At 54.3% G+C, this 20,565-nt stretch carries 19 protein-coding genes; 13 read left to right on the top strand and 6 right to left on the bottom strand.

What is annotated here, in order from left to right; genetic code table 11:
• Positions 1-53: 53 nt before the first annotated feature.
• From FCS96_RS06290 to cysQ, 3 genes are all read right to left on the bottom strand, one after another.
• Entirely contained in the window at positions 54-812 is a 759-nt protein-coding gene (locus tag FCS96_RS06290) for a Wzz/FepE/Etk N-terminal domain-containing protein (protein WP_138439345.1), read from the bottom strand.
• A gap of 82 nt (positions 813-894) precedes the next feature.
• Entirely contained in the window at positions 895-1,374 is a 480-nt protein-coding gene (rfaH, locus tag FCS96_RS06285) for a transcription/translation regulatory transformer protein RfaH (RefSeq protein ID WP_138439344.1), read from the bottom strand.
• 2 nt (positions 1,375-1,376) lie between these two features.
• On the bottom strand, positions 1,377-2,138 hold the full coding sequence (cysQ, locus tag FCS96_RS06280; RefSeq protein WP_138439343.1) for a 3'(2'),5'-bisphosphate nucleotidase CysQ: 762 nt from the start codon (positions 2,136-2,138) through the stop codon (positions 1,377-1,379).
• 89 nt (positions 2,139-2,227) lie between these two features.
• Here cysQ and FCS96_RS06275 point away from each other — a divergent pair, with 89 nt between their 5' ends.
• Positions 2,228-3,589, top strand: coding sequence for an MBL fold metallo-hydrolase (locus FCS96_RS06275; protein ID WP_138439342.1), 1,362 nt, complete (start codon positions 2,228-2,230; stop codon positions 3,587-3,589).
• A gap of 13 nt (positions 3,590-3,602) precedes the next feature.
• On the opposite strand, the gene FCS96_RS06270 is transcribed toward FCS96_RS06275, so the two are convergent.
• The 3 genes from FCS96_RS06270 to FCS96_RS06260 all read right to left on the bottom strand — a co-directional run bounded on the left by FCS96_RS06270 (position 3,603) and on the right by FCS96_RS06260 (position 6,221).
• Positions 3,603-4,046, bottom strand: coding sequence for a pilin (locus tag FCS96_RS06270; RefSeq protein ID WP_138439341.1), 444 nt, complete (start codon positions 4,044-4,046; stop codon positions 3,603-3,605).
• 28 nt (positions 4,047-4,074) lie between these two features.
• Positions 4,075-5,631 carry an O-antigen ligase family protein gene (locus FCS96_RS06265; RefSeq protein ID WP_138439340.1) on the bottom strand — a complete coding sequence of 519 codons (1,557 nt, stop codon included), beginning with the start codon at positions 5,629-5,631 and terminating at the stop codon, positions 4,075-4,077.
• Between the two features lie 116 nt (positions 5,632-5,747).
• Positions 5,748-6,221 (bottom strand): pilin, encoded by a 474-nt coding sequence (locus FCS96_RS06260; protein WP_212747054.1) that lies wholly within the window; start codon positions 6,219-6,221, stop codon positions 5,748-5,750.
• A 401-nt stretch (positions 6,222-6,622) separates the two neighbouring features.
• Here FCS96_RS06260 and pilB point away from each other — a divergent pair, with 401 nt between their 5' ends.
• The 12 genes from pilB (at position 6,623) to FCS96_RS06200 (ending at position 20,563) form a co-directional block, all read left to right on the top strand.
• Positions 6,623-8,335, top strand: a complete 1,713-nt coding sequence (pilB, locus tag FCS96_RS06255; RefSeq protein ID WP_138439338.1) for a type IV-A pilus assembly ATPase PilB — start codon at positions 6,623-6,625, stop codon at positions 8,333-8,335.
• Between the two features lie 2 nt (positions 8,336-8,337).
• Positions 8,338-9,561: a type II secretion system F family protein gene (locus FCS96_RS06250; protein ID WP_138439337.1), complete on the top strand. Its 1,224-nt coding sequence runs from the start codon at positions 8,338-8,340 to the stop codon at positions 9,559-9,561.
• 67 nt (positions 9,562-9,628) lie between these two features.
• Positions 9,629-10,504 carry a prepilin peptidase gene (locus tag FCS96_RS06245; RefSeq protein WP_138439336.1) on the top strand — a complete coding sequence of 292 codons (876 nt, stop codon included), beginning with the start codon at positions 9,629-9,631 and terminating at the stop codon, positions 10,502-10,504.
• A gap of 3 nt (positions 10,505-10,507) precedes the next feature.
• Positions 10,508-11,107 carry a dephospho-CoA kinase gene (coaE, locus tag FCS96_RS06240; protein ID WP_138439335.1) on the top strand — a complete coding sequence of 200 codons (600 nt, stop codon included), beginning with the start codon at positions 10,508-10,510 and terminating at the stop codon, positions 11,105-11,107.
• Positions 11,100-12,194 carry a hypothetical protein gene (locus tag FCS96_RS06235; RefSeq protein WP_138439334.1) on the top strand — a complete coding sequence of 365 codons (1,095 nt, stop codon included), beginning with the start codon at positions 11,100-11,102 and terminating at the stop codon, positions 12,192-12,194. The genes coaE and FCS96_RS06235 overlap by 8 nt, the downstream gene beginning before the upstream one ends.
• A 2-nt stretch (positions 12,195-12,196) precedes the next feature.
• Positions 12,197-12,940 carry a tRNA (N6-threonylcarbamoyladenosine(37)-N6)-methyltransferase TrmO gene (tsaA, locus tag FCS96_RS06230; RefSeq protein WP_138439333.1) on the top strand — a complete coding sequence of 248 codons (744 nt, stop codon included), beginning with the start codon at positions 12,197-12,199 and terminating at the stop codon, positions 12,938-12,940.
• A gap of 158 nt (positions 12,941-13,098) precedes the next feature.
• Positions 13,099-15,336 (top strand): response regulator, encoded by a 2,238-nt coding sequence (locus tag FCS96_RS06225; protein WP_228264045.1) that lies wholly within the window; start codon positions 13,099-13,101, stop codon positions 15,334-15,336.
• 47 nt (positions 15,337-15,383) lie between these two features.
• Positions 15,384-15,572 (top strand): DNA gyrase inhibitor YacG, encoded by a 189-nt coding sequence (yacG, locus tag FCS96_RS06220; RefSeq protein WP_041341109.1) that lies wholly within the window; start codon positions 15,384-15,386, stop codon positions 15,570-15,572.
• Positions 15,573-15,683: 111 nt separating this feature from the next.
• Entirely contained in the window at positions 15,684-16,244 is a 561-nt protein-coding gene (locus tag FCS96_RS06215; protein ID WP_138439332.1) for a YfaZ family outer membrane protein, read from the top strand.
• A 141-nt stretch (positions 16,245-16,385) separates the two neighbouring features.
• On the top strand, positions 16,386-18,605 hold the full coding sequence (locus FCS96_RS06210) for a hypothetical protein (protein ID WP_138439331.1): 2,220 nt from the start codon (positions 16,386-16,388) through the stop codon (positions 18,603-18,605).
• A 98-nt stretch (positions 18,606-18,703) separates the two neighbouring features.
• The gene (locus tag FCS96_RS06205) at positions 18,704-19,630 is read left to right on the top strand and encodes a glucosaminidase domain-containing protein (protein ID WP_138439330.1); all 927 of its coding nucleotides are present in this window, start codon (positions 18,704-18,706) and stop codon (positions 19,628-19,630) included.
• Between the two features lie 39 nt (positions 19,631-19,669).
• A complete protein-coding gene (locus FCS96_RS06200) occupies positions 19,670-20,563 on the top strand; it encodes an acyltransferase (protein WP_138439329.1) in 894 nt (297 codons plus the stop codon).
• Positions 20,564-20,565: the final 2 nt, after the last annotated feature.

Below are 20,565 nucleotides of genomic sequence, written 5' to 3'. Positions count from 1 at the left end.
CGGGGGTATGCACGTAACAACTTGTTACAGCCTGGATAGCGCTGCCGATAAATTCAGGCTTCAGCCATTTGCTCCCGTACGAGCGCGGCAAATTCTGCAAAAAAAGCTAGAAATGTTCCTGCCAGCAACCCGAGCAGACCAGCCAGGGTCACGATCAGGCTCTTGGCGGGCCCTGTAGGATCGGCACTCTGCCGACTAACAACTAACAACTCTACAGGCTCAATCGACGCTAACTCATTTTCGAGTGACGCCAACTGCTCAATTGCTGAAGCCATCGAAGCCCCTGCATCTTCAGCCCCACGAAGCATCTCTACAGTCGCATCCAGTGACTCGATCCGCTTCTCGAGTTTTTCCCGAAGGCTGGATACAGCGGCTACTTGCGATTTCTCCAGCCGCCTCATTAACTCGCCATGGATTTTTTCAACTGTTTTCGCTTGGGCTGCCGGTGCTTCTGTTACTATTCGAACCAACCCCGTATCTTCAGGGTTAGCAAAAGTCACTCCAAACTGGAGCCGTTTCTCATGTTCCGTTCGGTAGGCAGCTTCGAGCTCCGGCACCCAATGATTTTCAAGCTCCGCAATAATACTTAAGGGTTCGTCTAAATACTCACCAGAACCTTTTTCCGCCACTTTCACCAAGCTGACGTATTCGAACTTTGCGGGGGTTAAAATGGCATATCCGAGACCAGCAAGTATCGTTACCAGGAAAACAGCATAAAACACCCGCCTACGCCGCAAAAATGTTGACGCGAGATCAACCAGGCTAATCTCGTCGTCGTGACGTGTTCGGCTAGGGTTTTCATTGTGCGTCATTCAAAGTCCACCATGTTTCATTTAAGTATTAACCTGTTGATTTGCTGGAACGGAAAACCATCCCGGATCAGACTGCCAGCCTTTATCGCTTTATCGCTGCCACCGGAACACTTATGCGCTGCTGCTTCTGCATAAAGTTGATAAACACTATGGCGCGTTCTTCACCATCGTAAGCCTGGAAAATCGCGCTGAGACCTCCAAACGGCCCTTCCGTCAACTGCACCTGGCTCCCTGATTGGATCCCCCCCTGCGCAGCCACCTTATCCAGGCTGTCCTTGATGTGCTGAATCAATTCATCCGAAATTTTCGCAGGCTTGTTCGCAAACCCAACCACTCGGAGAACACCACGAGTAGAGCGTAATTTCGACCACGCAGAGTCCGTTTGCTCAAGATTTACAAAGAGATAACCAGGGAATAATGGCTCCAGGTTTTGACTTCTCTTACCACCCTTTATCCTTTCTACCGGCACCTTCGGGTAAAAGCAGGGAATTTCCTGATTCTGGAGATGAGTCAGGGCCCGATCACCTTGCGCCGGCTTGTACTGAACTGCGTACCAGCTCATGCTTATTTTCGACCAAAGGCAATAAAGTGCGGGTTCAAAATATCTTCTTTGCCGTAAAGAAGCGGCTCACCATTGAGCTTTTCCACCTTGCCTCCCGCGGCGGCAAGCACTGCGTGTGCTGCAGCCGTATCCCACTCACTAGTGGGCCCGAGGCGCGGATAAATATCGGCCCGCCCCTCAGCGATGCGACATAGCTTCAGGGAGCTACCGGCCTGAACCAATTCGTGGTCCCCTAACGCTGCAATGTAAGCTCTTGTCTCCTCATTCAGGTGGTTTTTGCTGGCGACCACCCGCTTAACCGCCTTTGGCTCTGAAACACTAATGCGATGAACCGCCCCGGTGCGGTCACGCTTGTGAGCGCCCTGGCCCTTTACGCCCCAATAGGCTTCCTTTGCCGCCGGCGCAGTAACCACACCCATAACCGGCTCACCATCCTCTATCAGGGCAATGTTTACGGTAAACTCACCGGTGCGCTGCGTGAAATCCTTGGTGCCATCAATCGGATCTATTAACCAGAAACGACGCCAGTGCTTGCGCTCCTCCCAGCCAATTTCCTGTCCTTCTTCCGACAGAATGGGGATGTCATGACTGATATTTCGGAGGCCTCTCGCGATCTCCTCATGGCTCGCTATGTCCGCTGCGGTTATAGGTGAGCTGTCGTCTTTGTAGCTAACCTTAAAGTCGGACTGGTAGATATGGAGGACACGTTTGCTCGCCTCATCTGCAACTTTGATGACATCACGGAGAACAGAGCTGTATTCCATAGACCACGCTTCCTGCTTTAGATCAAAACTTCAAACACGTAAGCGGGCGATAATAACATTTCACGGCAAATAATCAGACAGGTGTTCCCATGAAACTTCGATTTCTTGGTGCAACAGGTACAGTTACCGGCTCAAGATATTTACTTTCTGACGACAAGCACAGACTGCTGGTGGACTGTGGGATGTATCAGGGAGTCAAAAATCTTCGTCGCCGAAATTGGGCCGCCTTTCCCGTTGACCCTTCAACAATAAATGCGGTGGTACTGACCCATGCGCACATCGATCACTCCGGCTATTTGCCAGCTCTCGTAAAAAACGGCTTCAAAGGCAAAATATACTGCACGAAAGCCACTTATGAATTGTGCGAGGTATTACTCCCGGATGCCGGCTTCCTGCAGGAGGAAGAAGCCAAGTATGCGTACCGGAAGAAATACTCCAAGCATGAAAAGCCGGAGCCATTATTCACGGAAAAGGATGCAAGAAAAGCTCTGGAGCAGTTTGAGCCCCTGCACTACCACAAGCCTTTTGAGCCGGCAAAGGGCATGCAAGTGACATTCACACCTGCAGGCCACATTCTTGGCTCCTCCTGCGTGCACGTCAGCGAAGCCTCCACTGGTCGAACGGTGGTTTTTAGCGGAGATGTGGGACGTCAAAAGGACATCATCATGCGCTCACCTGAGCCCATCCACAGTGCAAACGTACTGGTGTGCGAATCCACTTACGGAGATCGCTTGCATGAGGACAGCGATCCGGAACAAACACTGTCGGAGATCATATCTCGTACCGCTGGCCGCGGGGGCATTGTACTGATCCCCGCATTTGCGGTGGGACGCGCCCAAATGCTGCTTTATGTGATTCACAAGATCATGGCTGACGGAAAGATACCCAAACTGCCCGTGTTCCTGAACAGCCCGATGGCCATCAAGGCGACGGAGATTTTCTGCCGCCACAACAAAGAGCACAAATTGAGCATCGCACAGTGCGAATTAATTGACCGAAATACCGAGTTTGTCCGCACTGTTGAAGAATCCATACGCCTGGGCGCGGTACGGTATCCCTGCGTTATCATCTCGGCTAGCGGCATGGCCAGTGGAGGACGCGTTCTGCATCACCTCAAAACACTGCTTCCAAACCCAAGGAACAGCATTGTCTTTGCGGGCTTTCAGGCACCGGGGACGCGAGGAGATGCTCTGGTAAACGGAGCGGAATCGGTAAAAATCCACGGTGAATACTGGCCAGTCAAGGCTGACATTCACAACCTGGACTCCCTGTCGGCCCATGGCGATTACAACGAGATCCTCACATGGCTTGAACAGGGTACCGTCCAGCCCGAAAAGGTTTTTGTGACCCATGGAGAACCCGTTGCCAGCGACCTGATGCGCCGGCGTATTCAGGAAAGGTTCGGTTGGCAGGCAACAGTGCCGGACTTATTCGAGGAAGTCGAAATCTAAGGGCTATATGAGTTTAGATAACAGCACAGCTGGCTGGACTGTAGGCATCCCGCCAGGCATTGGCACCGGAGCTGTCAATGATGCACTGCCAATCGCCCGAGACCGAGCGCTGCAATCGAATGACAAGCCCTGCCAGATCACGATGAGCGTTGCCCCCCATGGTCACTTCAAGGTGACCAGATCCGTCAGCATTTATCACTGCGATGTCTGTCGTCATCACACCCGTGGTTAATGACGACGACACATAGCCAATATCATTGTTACCGACAGCCCCACCGCGAGCAAGACTCTCTTCCACAGGTGATTTATAGGCAGCCAGCTCCCCAAGCGCTCGATTTACTTGGGTTTTCATAACGTGCCCCTGGTAAGAGGGGATCGCAATGGCAGCTAGAATGCCTATGATTGCCACGACAATCATCAATTCAATCAGCGTAAAGCCCTCAACGTTTTTAGTCATTCTTTTCATTCCCGCATCCCGACTTCATCTAATCTTTAGCAAAGGCCGGGCCAGCGCCCTGCTCGATACGCGGGAAATTTCCGTGGAACCAGAAACGAGGGAAGAAAGGGGCATAAGAGCCTTGTTCGTAACGGACCAGATCCGCCTCCATCGCCTGATGATAATCCCAGACCTCTTTGACCCAAAGTGCCCCTGCTGACAATACAACTGCAGCAAGAGTCATTCTGAACACGCTCCCCCTGAGACCCTCGGTTTTTGTTGGGTCCGAAGGTGAGACTACGTCTGCCGACGGCGTTGATAACGCCCAAAACAAACTCAAGACACACAGGCCAACCAGCATAGAGGCCGGAACGATGAACACAGCCGAAACCCCAGCATGGATCATGCCGGCGACCGCAGAAACCGTCAAAACTACTAACCCCGTAGGCGATTCGGCAGGGTCAAACCGGAGCTGCCCTGCCCGTACCAGCAAGTTCTTTATGAAACGCATGACTAGCACGAATATCGCGGCAATTACCAACCAACCGTATTCCGCCGCCCACATAAGATACATATTATGTGGGTGCCCCAGCTTTATTTTGAGCTGATCCTGACCGGATATAGACTCATGAGTAAGCCAGGATTGTGGCCCCAGACCCCAGGGAAAATTCTGGAAACTCATGAGCCAGGCCTCTCGCCAAAGCGGAAGCCGCCCAGAACTGTCAGAGTGGAGGCTCCGAACAGTCACCTCTTCGAAGACGAAGCTTGGGATCAGCACTGATAGCAACACCCAAGCGATACCGCCGAACAAGATGAACCGGCCGAAAATTCTCGCCCACGGGATGAGCATTTTCCCAAAGAAAAGGATCGCGACCACTACAGCGAGCGCCAGACCCAGCATGGTACCCCGTGCCGTGGTCATAAAAACCATCCACCACCAGATAGCAGCGCTAAAGCTGACACACCATTGCCACTTCCTGTTATCAACGAAGGGCCCTACCAGTAACGCAAGCGGCATAATGGGCAATAACCAAGTCGCCAGGTGGCTCCAATAGCGCATGTTCACGAAGCCCCAGGGAATCACATCCGTTAGCTCGGAAAATCGATCAGTAATGGCAAAAAGATACACAGTCATGGTCATGGCTGCGTAAAAAAAACAGGCGATCGCCGCAACGATGACAAATAACTCAACTGCATACCGAGAGATATCCAACCCCCGGATTCGCCATCCCAGAACCGCGAAAGCCAGAAAATAGATGGCAAATAGTCCCGGCTCAACCCAGTTGAATGCACTGAAAGCATAAGGAACGGACAGAACCAGGAAGCCGGCAGCAATGAGGAGATTAGGCCAGATACTCACTACCAACTCTTCATCTGCGACAGTGATATCTGACCACAAAAGACTAGCAACAATGACAACGACCATCAGGAGGCACTGGAAGAACCTCTGATCGGCGTAAGCTCCGAAGGCAGTGGGAATAAAGTCTGAGAATAGGGCACTCAAAAAAATGGAGCAAAATAACGGCACAAGAAAGGCATGCGAAAACACTCTCGCGCTTCGGCTGATCTTATGATCAACTCGCATTCTCTGATCAGATGAAGCCACTCACCGCCTCCTTAATTGACCTAAAGCCAAACAGCTTACCCAAAAATAAAAAACCCCGCTCTTGAGCGGGGTTTTTTATTGCTGTTCTCAGCTATGACGCTTTGAACAGGCCCTGATTAGCTGTGCGGGCAGCCAGCAGGTGCGTAGGAGTCTTTCCAACCATTAGCTGTCGGGCCGTTAGTGATCTGACAGCTGTAGCTGCCGTCGATAGCGCGGGTAATAGTAATTACTGCACCTGCGACTGCGTTCGACGCGTCAGTGCCCAGGGTAGCCGCCCAAGAAACGTTGGCTGCTGCAGGGTTAGTGATCGCAAGAGGAGGAGTGACAAGGTTAGAGCCAGTCCAGCCGATAGAAATAGTGCGCGGGGTAGTTGTCAAATCGTCTGCAAGACCAATTTGGCCGCCGCTGTTGAAGATACTCTCAACATTTGATTTCAGTGCACTCACTTCACCTACGACACGAGTCACCTGAGAGCGCGCTGTATAATCCTGGTACTGAGGAATAGCTACAGCGGCCAAGATACCGATGATCGCAACAACGATCATCAATTCGATCAGTGTGAAACCCTTTTGGGCGTGGTTGATGTTCATATTTTTCATGGTCGACCTCTGTGTTTGTCGGTTATCAACTCTTGACGGCCCGGGACCGATGGAGCCTTGCCCCATGACCGGCTTGGTGAGCCTAGCCATGTGAATGCACTCAACATGCCAACTCTGAAATCGCACAACAAACCATTTAATTTCATGATATTAAGAACGAATTCCGCTCAGAATAATGATACGAAACCTGGTCGACGCTCACCGGAAAATGTCACTTGGTGACGCTGAACGTCACTTAATCTGTCCCTCGGAAGTCAGCGTGCACCTGATATCGCGACATTCAAACGACGAATCCTGCGAATGCCTTCCCAAAATCCCGGTAGCCATCTAAACTCAGTTCAACAGACGAAACACCGGTTTCAATAACTTAGGCGGCACTTCTTACTCTATTTATGGCTACCAACAACAGCAATGTAACGCTCACCGGTCTCGCAAGACGCTTCGTGGACGACGGCCTGCTGGATGAAGCAACGGCGAAAGACGCGTTTCTTCAAGCTTCCCAGAACCGCACCCCCCTGATCACCTATTTGGTACAGAATAATCTTGCAAACAGTAGTGGGCTGGCGTTTTCTGCGGCAATGGAGTTCGGGGTTTCGGTTCTGGATCTCAGTTCCTTTTTGCCGGAAATGATGCCCGAGAAGACTGTCGATGAGAAACTGATCCGAAAGCACAATGCCTTACCGCTCTACAAGAGAGGCAACCGCCTATTTATAGCCGTGTCTGACCCGACCAACATTCAGGCGCTGGACGAAATAAAGTTTAATACCGGCCTGAGTACCGATGCAGTCCTGGTCGACGACGCCAAACTTCGTGCGGCGATCGACAAGTACCTCGAGTCGCAAGACACCACCATGGGTGATCTCGACGATGCCGATTTGGAAGGCGTCGAGACTGAGGGCGGCGAACAGGAAGACGACGGCGCAGTCTCCACGACTGAGGTCGATGATGCCCCCATTGTTAAGTACGTCAACAAAATGCTGCTTGACGCCATTCGTGGCGGCGCCTCCGATGTTCACTTCGAACCGTACGAAAAGACTTACCGGGTGCGTTACAGAACCGACGGCATCCTCAAAGAAGTGTCCCGACCGTCCATCAAACTGGCCCCCAAAATTTCTGCGCGCGTAAAGATCATGGCGCAGCTGGACATTTCAGAACGCCGCGTACCTCAGGATGGCCGCATCAAGATGAAGCTATCCAAAACCAAAGCCATCGATTTCCGGGTCAACACTCTCCCCACCCTCTGGGGTGAGAAGATCGTGCTGCGGATTCTTGACCCAAGCCAAGCCAAACTCGGCATTGATGTACTGGGTTACGAAGAAGACCAGAAAGAGATGTATATGACTGCTCTTGAACAACCGCAGGGCATGATTCTTGTGACTGGACCGACCGGTTCGGGCAAGACCGTTTCTCTCTATACCGGTATCAACATTCTGAACACTCATGAGCGCAACATTTCGACGGCCGAGGACCCTGCGGAAATCAACCTTGAAGGCATAAACCAGGTTAACGTGAATACGCGGGTCGGACTTGGCTTCGCTGAAGCCCTGCGGGCATTCCTGCGACAAGATCCCGACGTCATCATGGTAGGCGAGATTCGAGACCTTGAAACCGCCAACATTGCCATAAAGGCTGCCCAAACCGGCCACCTCGTCCTTTCAACCCTTCACACCAACAGTGCCGCCGAAACACTGACACGGATGATGAACATGGGTGTGCCATCATTCAATATTGCAACATCGGTGAGCCTGATCATCGCCCAGCGCCTTGGCCGGCGCCTGTGTAGCTGCAAGCAGGCAACGGACATTCCCAAGGACGTACTTTTGAAGGAAGGGTTCACACAAGAACAAATTGATACAGGCTTCACGTTGTACCGCCCAAAAGGCTGTGATAAATGCAATGGTGGATATAAAGGCCGCGTTGGTATCTACGAAGTGGTCAAGATCACCGACGAGCTGGCGAACATGATTATGGAAGAGGCCAGCTCCATTAAAATCGCACAGCAGGCTCAGGCCGAAGGCTTCAGAAACTTGCGTCAGTCGGCGCTTTTGAAGGTTATTGAGGGTGTCACCAGCCTCGAAGAAGCCAACCGGGTCACGAAGGATTAAGCATGGCAGAGAAAGCGCAAAAACTGGAATCGTACGTCTGGGAAGGCAAGGATCGGAAAGGAAACAAATCCAAGGGCGAGCTCACTGGATCGAACCTGGCACTGGTCAAAGCGCAGCTTCGCAAGCAGGGAATTATTCCGGACAAGGTCAAGAAGAAACCTAAGCCATTGTTTGGCGGGGGCAGCAAAAGGATCACGCCTTTTGACATCGCGATGCTGACCCGACAGCTTGCAACCATGATGAAAGCCGGCGTCCCGCTAGTGCAGAGTTTTGACATCGTTGCGGATGGCCTTGAAAACAAGGGGCTGCAGGAACTGGTGATGAGCATTCGCAATGACATCTCGTCAGGAACCAGTTTTGCCGGCGCGCTCAGCAAGCACCCGAAACATTTCGATGATCTCTACTGCAATCTGGTAGATTCCGGTGAGAAAGCCGGTGCACTGGAACAGATGCTGGACCGGATTGCCACCTACCTTGAAAAGACAGAATTGCTGAAGAAGAAAGTCAAAAAAGCAATGACCTACCCAATTGCGGTCGTTGTTGTAGCCATCATCGTGACCGCGATTCTTCTCGTTAAAGTAGTCCCTCAGTTTGAAAGCCTGTTCAAAGGCTTTGGCGCCGAGCTACCAGTATTCACCCAGTTTGTGGTCCGGCTTTCGGAGTGGATGCAAAGTTGGTGGTTCGTGGTTTTGCTTGGCATCGTTGGCACCATCTTTCTCTTTAAGGAAGCCATTCGACGATCACAGAAATTTTCTGACTTCATTGACAAGTATGTTTTAAAACTGCCTGTGGTTGGCGAAATACTCGATAAGTCTGCCGTGGCCAAATTTGGCCGCGTCCTGTCCACAACCTTTGCAGCCGGTGTTCCGCTTGTAGATGCGCTGGACTCAGTGGCGGGTGCCACAGGCAATGCTGTGTATCGAGATGCCATTGATCGTATAAAAAACGATGTTTCAAGCGGCACCCAGCTTCAAGTCGCCATGCGCCAACAGGATATTTTCCCGGTCATGGCCGTCCAGCTCACCGCCATTGGCGAGGAGTCCGGTAACCTGGATGAGATGCTGCAGAAGGTTGCTGAGCATTACGAGGCAGTCGTTGATGACATGGTGGATAACCTTACCGCACTCATGGAGCCGATGATCATGTCCGTCCTGGGTGTCTTAGTAGGCGGTCTCATTGTTGCCATGTACCTTCCCATCTTCCAAATGGGTCAGGTTGTCGGTTAATTATTCCTAGCTATCCTGGCCGGGCTACTCGCTGTATCCCGGCCTTTCTCGTTTTAATGGACTCTCAATGCTCACACTAGACACATTTTTGGCGACGCCCTGGCTACTATTCCTGTCCATCACCCTGCTATCGCTCTGTATTGGCAGCTTTCTAAATGTGGTCATCCTCCGCCTGCCGAAGATGATGCATCAGGACTGGCGCTGTCAGTGCGAAGAATTCTTGGAACTCCCTGAGAACCAGAAAAAACCGGAAGAACGCATCACCCTGTCCAAACCGGCTTCGACCTGCCCCTCCTGTGGCCACACTATTCGGGCCTGGGAGAACATTCCGGTGGTTAGTTACCTGGTCCTCGGCGGCAAGTGCGCCTCCTGCAAGACGGGCATCTCTCCCCGCTACCCGATCATTGAAGCGATTACCACTCTACTCTCCATTGCCACCATCGCTCTGCTCGGGCCCACCGAAGCCACACTGTGGTCGTTGTTGTTGGTGTGGTCCCTGGTGGCATTGACGGTGATCGATTTCGACACCCAGCTGCTGCCGGACAGCATTACCCTACCCCTGCTTTGGTTGGGCCTGGTGCTGAATTACTTTGGTGTGCTGACCGACTTCACCAGTGCTTTCTGGGGCGCTGTGTGGGGCTACCTCTCCCTGTGGTCAGTTTACTGGTTATTCAAACTGGTGACCGGCAAGGAAGGCATGGGCCACGGTGACTTCAAGCTACTGGCCGCGCTGGGCGCTTGGCTGGGCTGGCAGCTACTGCCGGCAGTGATTCTGCTGTCGTCCGTGGTCGGCGCGGTGGTGGGCATCAGCCTGATGATTTTCAAGAAACACGGCCGCGAGGTGCCTATTCCTTTCGGGCCATACCTGGCGGCTGCAGGCCTGCTGTGCCTCTGGTTCGGAACCGAGATTCAGAGTTTCTGGTTTGGCTTTCTGGGTGTCTAACTGATGGCAATTGTAGGCCTTACCGGCGGTATCGGTTCCGGCAAATCAACCGTTGTGCGCATGTTCGGGGATCTTGGTGTCCACTGGGTCGACGCTGACGACGTTGCCCGCGAAGTGGTTGAGCCGGGCACACCAGCACTCAAAGCCATTGCCGAGCATTTTGGTGCGGACATACTGGATGCGGTGGGCGCCCTTGATCGGGCCCGGCTGCGGACCATTGTATTTGAAACACCAGAAGAGCGGAAATGGCTGGAAGCATTGCTGCATCCAATCATCCGGGAAGAGCTGATTCGCCAGTTGAAGCCGGAACACTACTCACTGCCCTATGTGCTCCTGGTCTCTCCCCTGTTGTTTGAAACCGATCAGCACCAACTCGTGGATTACGCCCTGGTGGTGGATGTTCCGGTTGAGGTTCAGATTGAGCGCACCGTTGCGCGGGATGCCAACTCAAGGGATCAGGTAGAGCGAATTATTGCTGCACAGATGCCCAGGGATCAGCGGTGTGCCAAGGCTGACGCTATAATTGATAACAACCGCCCACACGTTGACGTAGAGCGTCAGGTTCATGAATTGCATAACAAGATGTTGGTGGATTTTGCCTGACCGCTACTCTCGCTCTCTGCTGACAGGCATCGCCGCCGCATGCTTTTCCTTCCAGACACCCGCTCAGGCGGCCGAGCCAGTGTTTCGGGTTCAGGAGCGCCCGGTATCCGATGTGCTGGCGCCCAAGGCCCTTCCACAGTCCTTCTACACTTTCTCGCCTGACGAGTATTGGGATGAACCCAGGGATTCTTACTGGTTCAACTTCAGCAACTGGGTGTTGCTGCAGGGACGGACGCAAAACCCGAAAATCGAAAGACTGGGGCAGTGGGCTGATCGCACCTTATCGGGAAGCCAATACGGTCTTCCAAACAATGCCAGCTACCTCCGTGTTGGCTTCGCTACCGAATCGGAGTACGGCGAGCCGTTTCAATTCGAACCGGAAGCCCGGTTTCGGCTGGATATTCCAACCACTCGCCGCAAGCTGCGTCTGGTTATCGAGAGTGAAAGCGAAGAGCTGATCCCACTGGAAGAGCGGCAACGAGACCGTCAATTGACGGAAACCGATCGCACCGACACCGACACCACCGGCGCCCTGCGCTATTTGACCCAGATTGGCGATGCCATCAACTTATCCAACGATGTAGGCGCTCGCCTACGATTTCCACCCGACGCTTTCTGGCGAGCCACCGCCCGAAAGAAATGGCGCCTGGACGACGACTGGCTGTTACACGTCCAGCAGCGCTTCTATTATTACCACAGCGATGGCTGGGGTGAACGCACCTGGGCTGGCTTTGGCAGGTCGGTCGGAAACGGCTGGTACTTTCAATCTTCGTCGGAACTGGAGTGGGTACACCGGGATCGAAAGTTCGTGGCGGCCCAGATCTTCAGTGTCGATAAGCGACTGAACAACCGCTCAACCCTGACGCCCCGACTGGGGGTTCTGGGCGAAAGCCAGCCCTCCTGGCGCTCCACCTCAGCCTTTGCAGACTTGACCTGGCGGTACCGCTTGCACAGTGATTGGGTGTACACAGAACTGATACCGGCGCTGGAGTTTCCGCGGGACGAAAGCTTCAAGGATCGGGCATCGGTGCTTTTCAGGATAGAATTGTACTTTTCCGGCAGCCTTGAGCGGCCTTATTTGGATTAACTATGCCACGACATCCGTCCCGTCCCGCGCAGGACGCCCTGACACTCTCGCCAATCGCCCTGACTCGATCCTGTTTTCGTGACAAGTTTGGCGTGCCTCGGCAACCCGGCCTGACCCGCTACGCCCATGCGGAACTTGTGATCGAGGCGCCCTATGATCGTGAGGATGCGTTCCGGGGACTGGAATCGGCCACCCATCTCTGGCTCACCTTTCAATTCCACGAAGCGGTTCGTGCCGAGTGGCGACCAGTGGTCCGGCCACCTCGTCTGGGGGGCAACCGCAAGATGGGAGTCTTTGCCAGCCGATCGCCATTTCGACCCAATAGTTTGGGGCTTTCTGTCGTCAGGAACCAGGGACTCAGTCGCAAAGACGGTCGACTGATACTGCACATTAGCGATCACGACCTGATAGACGGCACCCCTATCCTCGACATCAAGCCCTACCTGCCGTTTGCCGACGCCGTGCCCGAGGCTTCTCTGGGATGGGCCGACAGCCCGCCCACCGAGCGGCTCTCAGTATCTTTCCTGCCAGAAGCCGAACAGCAGCTCCGATCCCTCCCGCCCGAGGAATACCCTGATCTGCGAAACCTTATCGAAGATGTGGTCGGTTACGACCCCCGGCCCTCGTTCCGCCGAGGCCGGGAGGAGGAACGAATTTACGGTGCGCACCTCTATGATTTAAACGTTCGCTTCCGCTTCGTGAACCTTGACTCACAGGAACGTGTCGAAGTCCTAACTGTCTGTTAAACTCCGGCAGGTGAGTTTAGTAGTTGACACAGGGAATCCGTGCATTGTCTTCAAACCGGTTTTTAAAGCGCTTGGGAATCCGGCCGCTCGCGGCTCGATTGCTCGCGTATGTGTTGCTGTTCAGCCTGGTGTTCTCGCTCATCGCGACCGGCATCCAGATGATCGGCGAATTTGAACGCCGGAAAGAAGATCTGCGAAGCACCCAGGTCCGCGCTGCCGAGTTGGTGTCTGGCAGCATGAGTAACAACATCTGGCTGATGAATTTCAGCGAAGTTGCCAACAGCCTGGAAGACATGAAGGCCGTCGCTGCCATCCAGCACGCCCGTGTCGTTACCTCAACGGGCGACCAATTCACCACCGGCACCTTTCCCGAAGGCCGGGTAATGTCTCAGACCTTTCCTCTGGTCTTCGACCGGTCTACTTTCCGCAGTCCCGAAGATGTTGGCCAACTTACACTCACCTCGTCGGTGGAGCGCATCTACGACGACCTCAGGGACCGGGCGCTGCTGAACCTTCTGTTCCAATCGATTGTGGTAATGCTGGGCACCTTCGGATTGCTGATCATTGTTCGCCTTACCCTTTCCCGACATCTTGAGACCATGGCCGACTACGCCGCCAGGCTCAACCTGGACGCCCTGGTCGACCCGCTCAAGCTAAAACGATCTGCACCGAAAACACCGGATGAACTGACCGAACTGGAGCAGGCACTGAACAAGATGCGGCTTCAGATTCTGGAAGATACCCAGTCGCTGCGCCAGACCACTATCCAGTCCCAGGGTGAACGGGATCAGGCTATTCGAGCAAATCACGCCAAGAACCAATTTCTAGCCAACGTCAGCCACGAACTTCGCATTCCCCTTCAATCGATACTCGGCTACGCCAACCTGCTCACCGACACCCCCCTGGACCAGGAACAGAGCGAATACGTTGCCACCCTGCTCAACGCGTCAGAAGGACTGTCAGCGATCATCAACGACCTGCTCGACATTTCCAGTATGGAAGCGGGCAAATTGATGCTGGAAGACATCCCGTTCGATCTGCGGTCAACCCTGAACGACCTGGTTCACATGCTGGGTCCGAGGGCCCGCGAAAAAGGTCTCGCTCTCGAACTACGTATCGATGAGAACCTGCCCTGGGTGTTAAAGGGTGACCCGGTGCGAATTCGCCAGATTCTTCTCAACCTGACATCTAATGCCATCAAGTTTACCGATTCCGGCCACGTGTTGATCAGTATCGAAGTACTTGGCCGGCGCGACGGCCAGCTTCGGCTTCGCTTGGCGGTGGAAGACACCGGCGTTGGCATCAATCCGGAAGATATTCCTCTGGTATGCGAACCCTACGTTCAGCTCCAACAAAGCTTCCAGCGCCAACTGCCGGGTGCCGGCCTTGGCCTGACCATTTGCCGACAACTGGCCAACCTGATGGACGGCACACTGGATCTGGAGAGTCGTCCTGGCGAGGGCTCCACCTTCTGGATCGAACTCCAGCTTCCGGTAGCCCCGGAAAGCTCCACCCGGGTAAGGCCCGATGACCGGATGATGAAGAATCGCCGGATTCTGGTGGTGGACTCCTACGAGCTATCCCGCAAGATCACTCTGGAAATGCTCTCCCGACATAACGTTCACATCGAGGCGGTAAAATCTGCTGGTGAAGCATTGACCTCTGTTCGCCAGGCTTTCGACAGTCAGCAGAAATTTGATGCCATTGTTCTCGATGGTTTTGTTCCAGACATGGACAGCGACCTCCTGTGCCGCCAGATTCGCGGCAACCCACTCTGGGCCGATATGCGCCTGTTGCTGCTGTCCTCCAATCCCCAGCGCGGCGATGCCGAACACTTCCGTCAAGCGGGCGCCGATGCCTTCCTGAGCAAGTCGCTGCGTGAGTCTTGTCTGATGCCTATCCTGAACCAGCTCTTTGCGGACGCGGCAAAAAATGAGCGGCGATTCCTCACCCGGTTCTCACTGCAGGCTGTCAGCGATTCGTCTCGTCGGCGGGAATTGCCTTGCGGGCGCATGAAGGTGCTGCTGGTTGAAGATAACCCGGTCAACCGCACACTCACCCGCAGGCTGCTGGAAAAACTTGGCTGCGACGTAATGACAGCTAACGATGGCGAAGCGGCTGCCAGCCTGTGGCAGGTCAATCCTTTTGACCTGGTGTTCATGGATTGCGTCATGCCGCGGGTTGATGGGTTCGAAGCCACACGGCGACTTCGGCACTGGGAATCAACCAACCAGCACGACCGCATTCCTGTGGTCGCTCTCACAGCCAGTGCGATGGAAGAAGACGAGGAAAAATGCCGACGTGCCGGGATGGATTCGTTTGTAGCCAAGCCTGTCAATATTGAAATGTTAAGGGCAGTACTGGAACAATACTGTAAGGCGTCCGCAGTCTCCTGAGCAGATTGCGGACAACAGATACAGTTATACGAGCGTCAAAGGCAACCATGAACGTCGAATGTCCCACCTGCAAAAAAACCGTGGAATGGACTGAATCCAACCCGTTCCGCCCGTTCTGCTCCGAGCGTTGCAAGCTCATTGACCTCGGGGCGTGGGCCAACGAAGAATACCGGGTACCCGCTGAGAACGTCTCGCCGGACGATCTCGACCAGGGCGGCGAGGAAACCCGCCACTAAACGTCGATCCTGCACGACATTAAACGTGGCTTACCGCCTTTTAAGTTGAGTGCCCAAGGTCGCCCCGTTACCATAGTCCAACTTTTTTAATCACTTACGAAAGGTGCATGCATGAAAGCGTCCCGTATTTCCCTGATGGTTCTGTCTCTCGCTGCAGCTCCGGCCTTTGCCGGCGATGTCGACCTGAGTCTTACCAATGACTCAGTCAAGGGTCAGGTGAACTTCCTGGGCAGCAATGACGAACTGCAAATGGGTGCAGGCTACACCTACCGTGAAGGTGGTTTGGACATCCTGAATCTGGATTTTCATGCTCAGGGCCGAACCGCCATTGGCAATCTTCCCACTACCGCCGGCATTGGCATGCGTGGTTTCGGCTGGGATGCCGATGAGCTTGACGGCGGCGCCGTCGCACTGGGTGGCTTTGCAACCTTGAACATCCCCAAGGTGCCTGGCCTGTCCTTCACCGGTGGCCTGCACTACGCACCGAGCATTCTGGCCTTCGGCGATTCCGATGACTTGACCAGCCTGGAACTTCGAGGCAGTTATCGGGTGATCCGCAACGCCGAGGTTTTTGCTGGCTATCGTTACCTCAACACCGATCTTGACCGCCCCCTACGTGGCGACGTCAATCTGGATGAAGGCGTTATGGCGGGCATGAAGATCTTTTTCTGATCGCTTGATCCGGGACCTGCTCAGGTCACGCTGTACGAAAAGGCGCCCACTCGGGCGCCTTTTTTCGTGCCATCCCTCACGCTTTGCCTTTCAGCCCACTGGTAGACTGAACGCCTGAATTTTCGGTAGGGATGGCCAGGTATGCGACTGAATTTGGGGCTCGTTATTTACGCAGTCTTTGCAGTTCTTGTGGGCTGCGGCGGTGGTGACGATGTCATCAGCGGTGTAAAGGACGACCCGAATGATTTCGCCGGTGGAAAAAATCCGGTGAACGATTTCAGCTCCGCCAGTACCGGTGATTCCAGCAACAACAGTGGCCTGGCCGGCAATGAAGTCCGGATTACCATGGAGGTCCCTGGGGGAGTGGCGCGGGACGCCGAGCTCACCAGACGTAACTTGAAGATTGTCCAGCCCGATCGGGTGCAGATTTACACCACCAACACGTCACTCCAGAACCTGGGGGCGGTTCCGGTGTCCATGCGCACCGATGACAATGGTTTTACCATTATTGGCTTTGACGACGGCCTCCCCCTGGGTCCGGATGTCCTCATTGAGGCCAGTTACCGCAACACGGTCATGCGGGCATTGGCAGCCGACGCCGACCGAGATGTGAAGATCAACCCCTTTTCCGAGTATCTGGTTCGCAACACCCTCGCCGAATACAGTGAAGGTCAACTTCAGGGCATTCTGGACTGCGTAGCAGACGCACGTGGCCAGCTTTGTCTCAACAAATATGTGTGGTCGACGCTTGCCGACCAGGTGCACGATTTCGAGATCGACATTCCACCCAACGCAGACCTGAATCTTGCTCTTACGACCCTATCCGATCGTGGTGATTTTTCCGGATACGTTGCTGCAATGGCGGATTATGCCCTTCTGGATGAAGGCTCCTCGGGCAAGATCAGCGCCAGCTCAGCCGACTACAATGCAGTATTTCTCGGCGTTGAGTTGGGCCAGACGTCCCTCGAAAGCTCAGTGGCCAATTCAGGGCAATGGGGTGTTCGCCTTGCCCAGGAAGAACGACTGGAAGACCTGAATGGCGTGGGCTATGTCTATCCGGCACTGACTCTAACCAGCTTTGATGCCTTCAATATCAAGGTAACGTCGCTCGCCAGCGACATCCCCTACGAGCGTGAAGCGCTTATCCATCAGGATGGGAACAACTTTTTCCTGCGCGGCTCAGAGCAATGGTCACTCAACACCCATGCTTCATCGCCAGGTGCCGCCACGCTGGTGGACAATTCCCGGCTACTGGCGGGTCGAGCTCTTTACCAAAGCATTACCGGGCGGGGCACGTCCAAAATACTTGGCTGGACCCGCAACCCCTATTACCTTGACGCCTACACTTCAGCCCCGGCGTCCGAGACCGTCGGTCCGGACCGGGTAATCAGTGGCTATTTCAGCGCCGGAAAAGCGATCGAACTCGAAGAAACCGGAAACGAGCTTAAGCGCAAAGATACCGTCGAAGACCACTACCTATCGGTACTTGAAATTGATCTGTTACGGCAGAGAGGCTTCGACCTGAACGCACTCAATGGCAGGGATCTAAACGTTGTGTACCTAGCCCTTGAGTTCAACGAAGGCGCTGTGCCTGTCGCCTTTGAATCCGGCCTGGGTACCTGGGATATTGCTGTAAACGGCTCAGCGGAGGATGGCCGAGCCACCGCAACCATCACCCAAAGCCAAGCCATTCAACAGATCCAGCGAGGGGCCGGCGGTACTGTGTCCTCAAGCGTTGATACTCTGATCGTTCCCTGGACGCTGAGCTCCCGCACCTCACGGCTCAGTGACGGTGACCACAACATCGGCCGACTGAATCTGGACGAGAGCGACGCCTCGGGATCCTTTGTACAACCGGACATCGGTGTCGGCGCCAGCAATCCCGACGGTGATCTGCTGGCGTTCAACCTGAACGGCAGTCCCGGAGGCGACGGCCTGCTGATCGCAGCCGCCCAAACCGATGCGCCCGCTCCGGCAAGCGGCCGTTTCAGACTGCAAGGCGTTCGTCTTGGACTGGCCAACGACAGCAATACTCTGACCCATTTCGATAATTCAATTCTCACCATCACATCGGACAGCACAGCGATTCTGACACCTCGCACTCTGAACGTTACCCACTCGGTGAGTGGTGAGACGGTCTCTGCACCCGAGTTCCAGGAGTCCGAAGACATTGCCCTGACCTACTCCGATCTGAACGATGGCCAGACCCTGTTCACCAGTTCCAGCACAAATGCCAACCTCAACCTGGACGGTTTCTTCACGGAGAACCAGACTCAGTTCTACCTGCGCCTCAGGGATACCCAGGCGGGTGAGGAACAGATTGGTCTGGTAGTGGCGACCCGGATTGCGGAGTCTCCATGAACCAACAAGCCCTGAATTAACTGCCACTGACCCGGCTGGCGAACGGCAGCGTATAACCTGTTATAATCGTTGGCATATCGTTCGTGACGAGAGGTTTTATGTCTGCTGGCAAACGTGGTCTGTTGCTGATTCTTCCCTTAATTGCATTCGCCGTGGGCGGTGGTTTCTATGTGCCACCTTCCTCCCTGGGCGACGGGCGCTCGGGCTCGGAACTCCCACTGGCGTCCCTGCCCAAACTACCGAATTGGGCACATCAGGGTCTGCCCGATTTCAGCGGCTACAGCGACACAACGGAGAAAAAAGCCGCCTTTTTCTCGTTCCTGTACCCACGCATTGTTCTGGCCAATTCCCGGATTCTGATCGAACGAGATTACTTGCAGAGCCTGGCCCAGAAACCCGAACTGTCTGAAGACGAACTGCAGTGGCTGAATGGTCACGCTGAGCGGCTACGAATCGACGCCGAGCCCGGCAGCAAGGAACAGTTTGCCCTGCTTCGCAAACGTCTGGACGTAATTCCACCATCCCTGATTCTGGCCCAAGCCGCCAACGAATCTGCCTGGGGAACGTCCCGATTTGCCACCAAGGGCTACAACCTGTTCGGCCAATGGTGCTTCTCAAAAGGTTGTGGGCTGGTTCCCCGGAGTCGGGTGGAAGGTGCGAACCATGAGGTTGCCAAGTTTTCTTCACCGTTTCGGTCGGTACGAGCATACATCCAGAACCTCAACCGGCACCCGACTTACCAGGAACTACGGGATATACGGCTTGAGGACCGTAGAAGCAACGACCCCATTTCCGGACCTGAACTGGCTGCAGGGCTGCTGGGCTACTCCGAGCGTGGCCAGGAGTACGTTGAAGAAATTCGGGCGATGATCCATTACAACAACCTCGCCTACTACGATGACGATTTTCGGGAAGCAATCCGCGACCTGGCCCCGGACGACTTGCAGCAGCTGGCGACATCAAATCCGGAAACCAAGCTCCTGCCCGGGCAGAAATCTGCTACGGCGAGGCCGAGTGACGGCTGAGTCCACCAACAACGAACCTAACTCCAGAGATACGCAGGAATGCTCCACTTTTTGCCCGCGCCGCTCAAAGGGACCCTGGCGGCGCTGCTCATCCTTTGTAATACCCTGATTCTTTTTCCGGTTCTACTGCTGTTCGCCATCGGTAAGCTGGTGTTACCCATTGCCCCGGTCAGAAAAGCCAGCACCGTTGTGCTGAACCGGATAGCCTGGATCTGGATCGGATTTAACAACCTGCTGATGGACACGTTGCATCAAGTTGAGTGGGACGTGCGTGGTGTCGAAACGCTTAGCTCCGAACACTGGTATTTTGTCACCTGCAACCATCAGAGCTGGGCCGACATTCCAGCCATTCAGTACGTTTTGAACAGCCGGATTCCGTTATTGAAGTTTTTTCTCAAGAAGGAGCTGATCTGGGTGCCGTTTCTGGGGATTGCCTGGTGGGCGCTCGATTTTCCGTTCATGCATCGCCATTCCAAAGAGCAGATTGCCCAACGTCCAGAACTGAAAGGCAAGGATGTCGCGGCAACACAGGCCGCCTGTGAAAAGTTCCGCTACACACCGGTAACGGTGTTCAATTTTATGGAAGGCACTCGATTTACACCCAGCAAACATCAGCACCAAAACTCACCCTACACATATCTTCTGAAACCACGGGCGGGGGGCACAGCGTTCGTCCTGCAGGCGATGGGTGAGATTATTCACACCATGTTGGACGTCACAATCGTCTACCCGGATGGCAATGCAGGTTTCTGGGATTATCTATGCGGACGCATCCGTCGCATCGTCATTGATGTTCGAACTCGCGAAATCCCCCCTCGCTTTTTAGGCATGGATTACGAGAACGACCGCGAAATGCGCAAGGATTTTCAACAGTGGATCAGTGAGATTTGGGCCGACAAGGATGCCCGGATCGAAGCCTTGAAGCTCAGTTGAAC

The sequence above is a fragment of the Marinobacter alexandrii genome (assembly GCF_005871205.1).
GTDB classification, from domain to species: domain Bacteria; phylum Pseudomonadota; class Gammaproteobacteria; order Pseudomonadales; family Oleiphilaceae; genus Marinobacter; species Marinobacter alexandrii.
This window is presented reverse-complemented; position numbering and strand designations above follow the sequence as displayed.

What these genes read in the sequence shown, in the direction of transcription:
- yacG (WP_041341109.1), top strand. Translation starts at nt 15,384, where the DNA reads ATGAACGTCGAATGTCCCACCTGCAAAAAAACCGTGGAATGGACTGAA.
- cysQ (WP_138439343.1), bottom strand. Translation starts at nt 2,138, where the DNA reads ATGGAATACAGCTCTGTTCTCCGTGATGTCATCAAAGTTGCAGATGAG.
- coaE (WP_138439335.1), top strand. Translation starts at nt 10,508, where the DNA reads ATGGCAATTGTAGGCCTTACCGGCGGTATCGGTTCCGGCAAATCAACC.
- rfaH (WP_138439344.1), bottom strand. Translation starts at nt 1,374, where the DNA reads ATGAGCTGGTACGCAGTTCAGTACAAGCCGGCGCAAGGTGATCGGGCC.
- FCS96_RS06205 (WP_138439330.1), top strand. Translation starts at nt 18,704, where the DNA reads ATGTCTGCTGGCAAACGTGGTCTGTTGCTGATTCTTCCCTTAATTGCA.
- FCS96_RS06210 (WP_138439331.1), top strand. Translation starts at nt 16,386, where the DNA reads ATGCGACTGAATTTGGGGCTCGTTATTTACGCAGTCTTTGCAGTTCTT.
- tsaA (WP_138439333.1), top strand. Translation starts at nt 12,197, where the DNA reads ATGCCACGACATCCGTCCCGTCCCGCGCAGGACGCCCTGACACTCTCG.
- FCS96_RS06215 (WP_138439332.1), top strand. Translation starts at nt 15,684, where the DNA reads ATGAAAGCGTCCCGTATTTCCCTGATGGTTCTGTCTCTCGCTGCAGCT.
- FCS96_RS06250 (WP_138439337.1), top strand. Translation starts at nt 8,338, where the DNA reads ATGGCAGAGAAAGCGCAAAAACTGGAATCGTACGTCTGGGAAGGCAAG.
- FCS96_RS06270 (WP_138439341.1), bottom strand. Translation starts at nt 4,046, where the DNA reads ATGACTAAAAACGTTGAGGGCTTTACGCTGATTGAATTGATGATTGTC.
- pilB (WP_138439338.1), top strand. Translation starts at nt 6,623, where the DNA reads ATGGCTACCAACAACAGCAATGTAACGCTCACCGGTCTCGCAAGACGC.
- FCS96_RS06200 (WP_138439329.1), top strand. Translation starts at nt 19,670, where the DNA reads ATGCTCCACTTTTTGCCCGCGCCGCTCAAAGGGACCCTGGCGGCGCTG.
- FCS96_RS06245 (WP_138439336.1), top strand. Translation starts at nt 9,629, where the DNA reads ATGCTCACACTAGACACATTTTTGGCGACGCCCTGGCTACTATTCCTG.
- FCS96_RS06225 (WP_228264045.1), top strand. Translation starts at nt 13,099, where the DNA reads ATGATCGGCGAATTTGAACGCCGGAAAGAAGATCTGCGAAGCACCCAG.
- FCS96_RS06275 (WP_138439342.1), top strand. Translation starts at nt 2,228, where the DNA reads ATGAAACTTCGATTTCTTGGTGCAACAGGTACAGTTACCGGCTCAAGA.
- FCS96_RS06290 (WP_138439345.1), bottom strand. Translation starts at nt 812, where the DNA reads ATGACGCACAATGAAAACCCTAGCCGAACACGTCACGACGACGAGATT.
- FCS96_RS06260 (WP_212747054.1), bottom strand. Translation starts at nt 6,221, where the DNA reads ATGAACATCAACCACGCCCAAAAGGGTTTCACACTGATCGAATTGATG.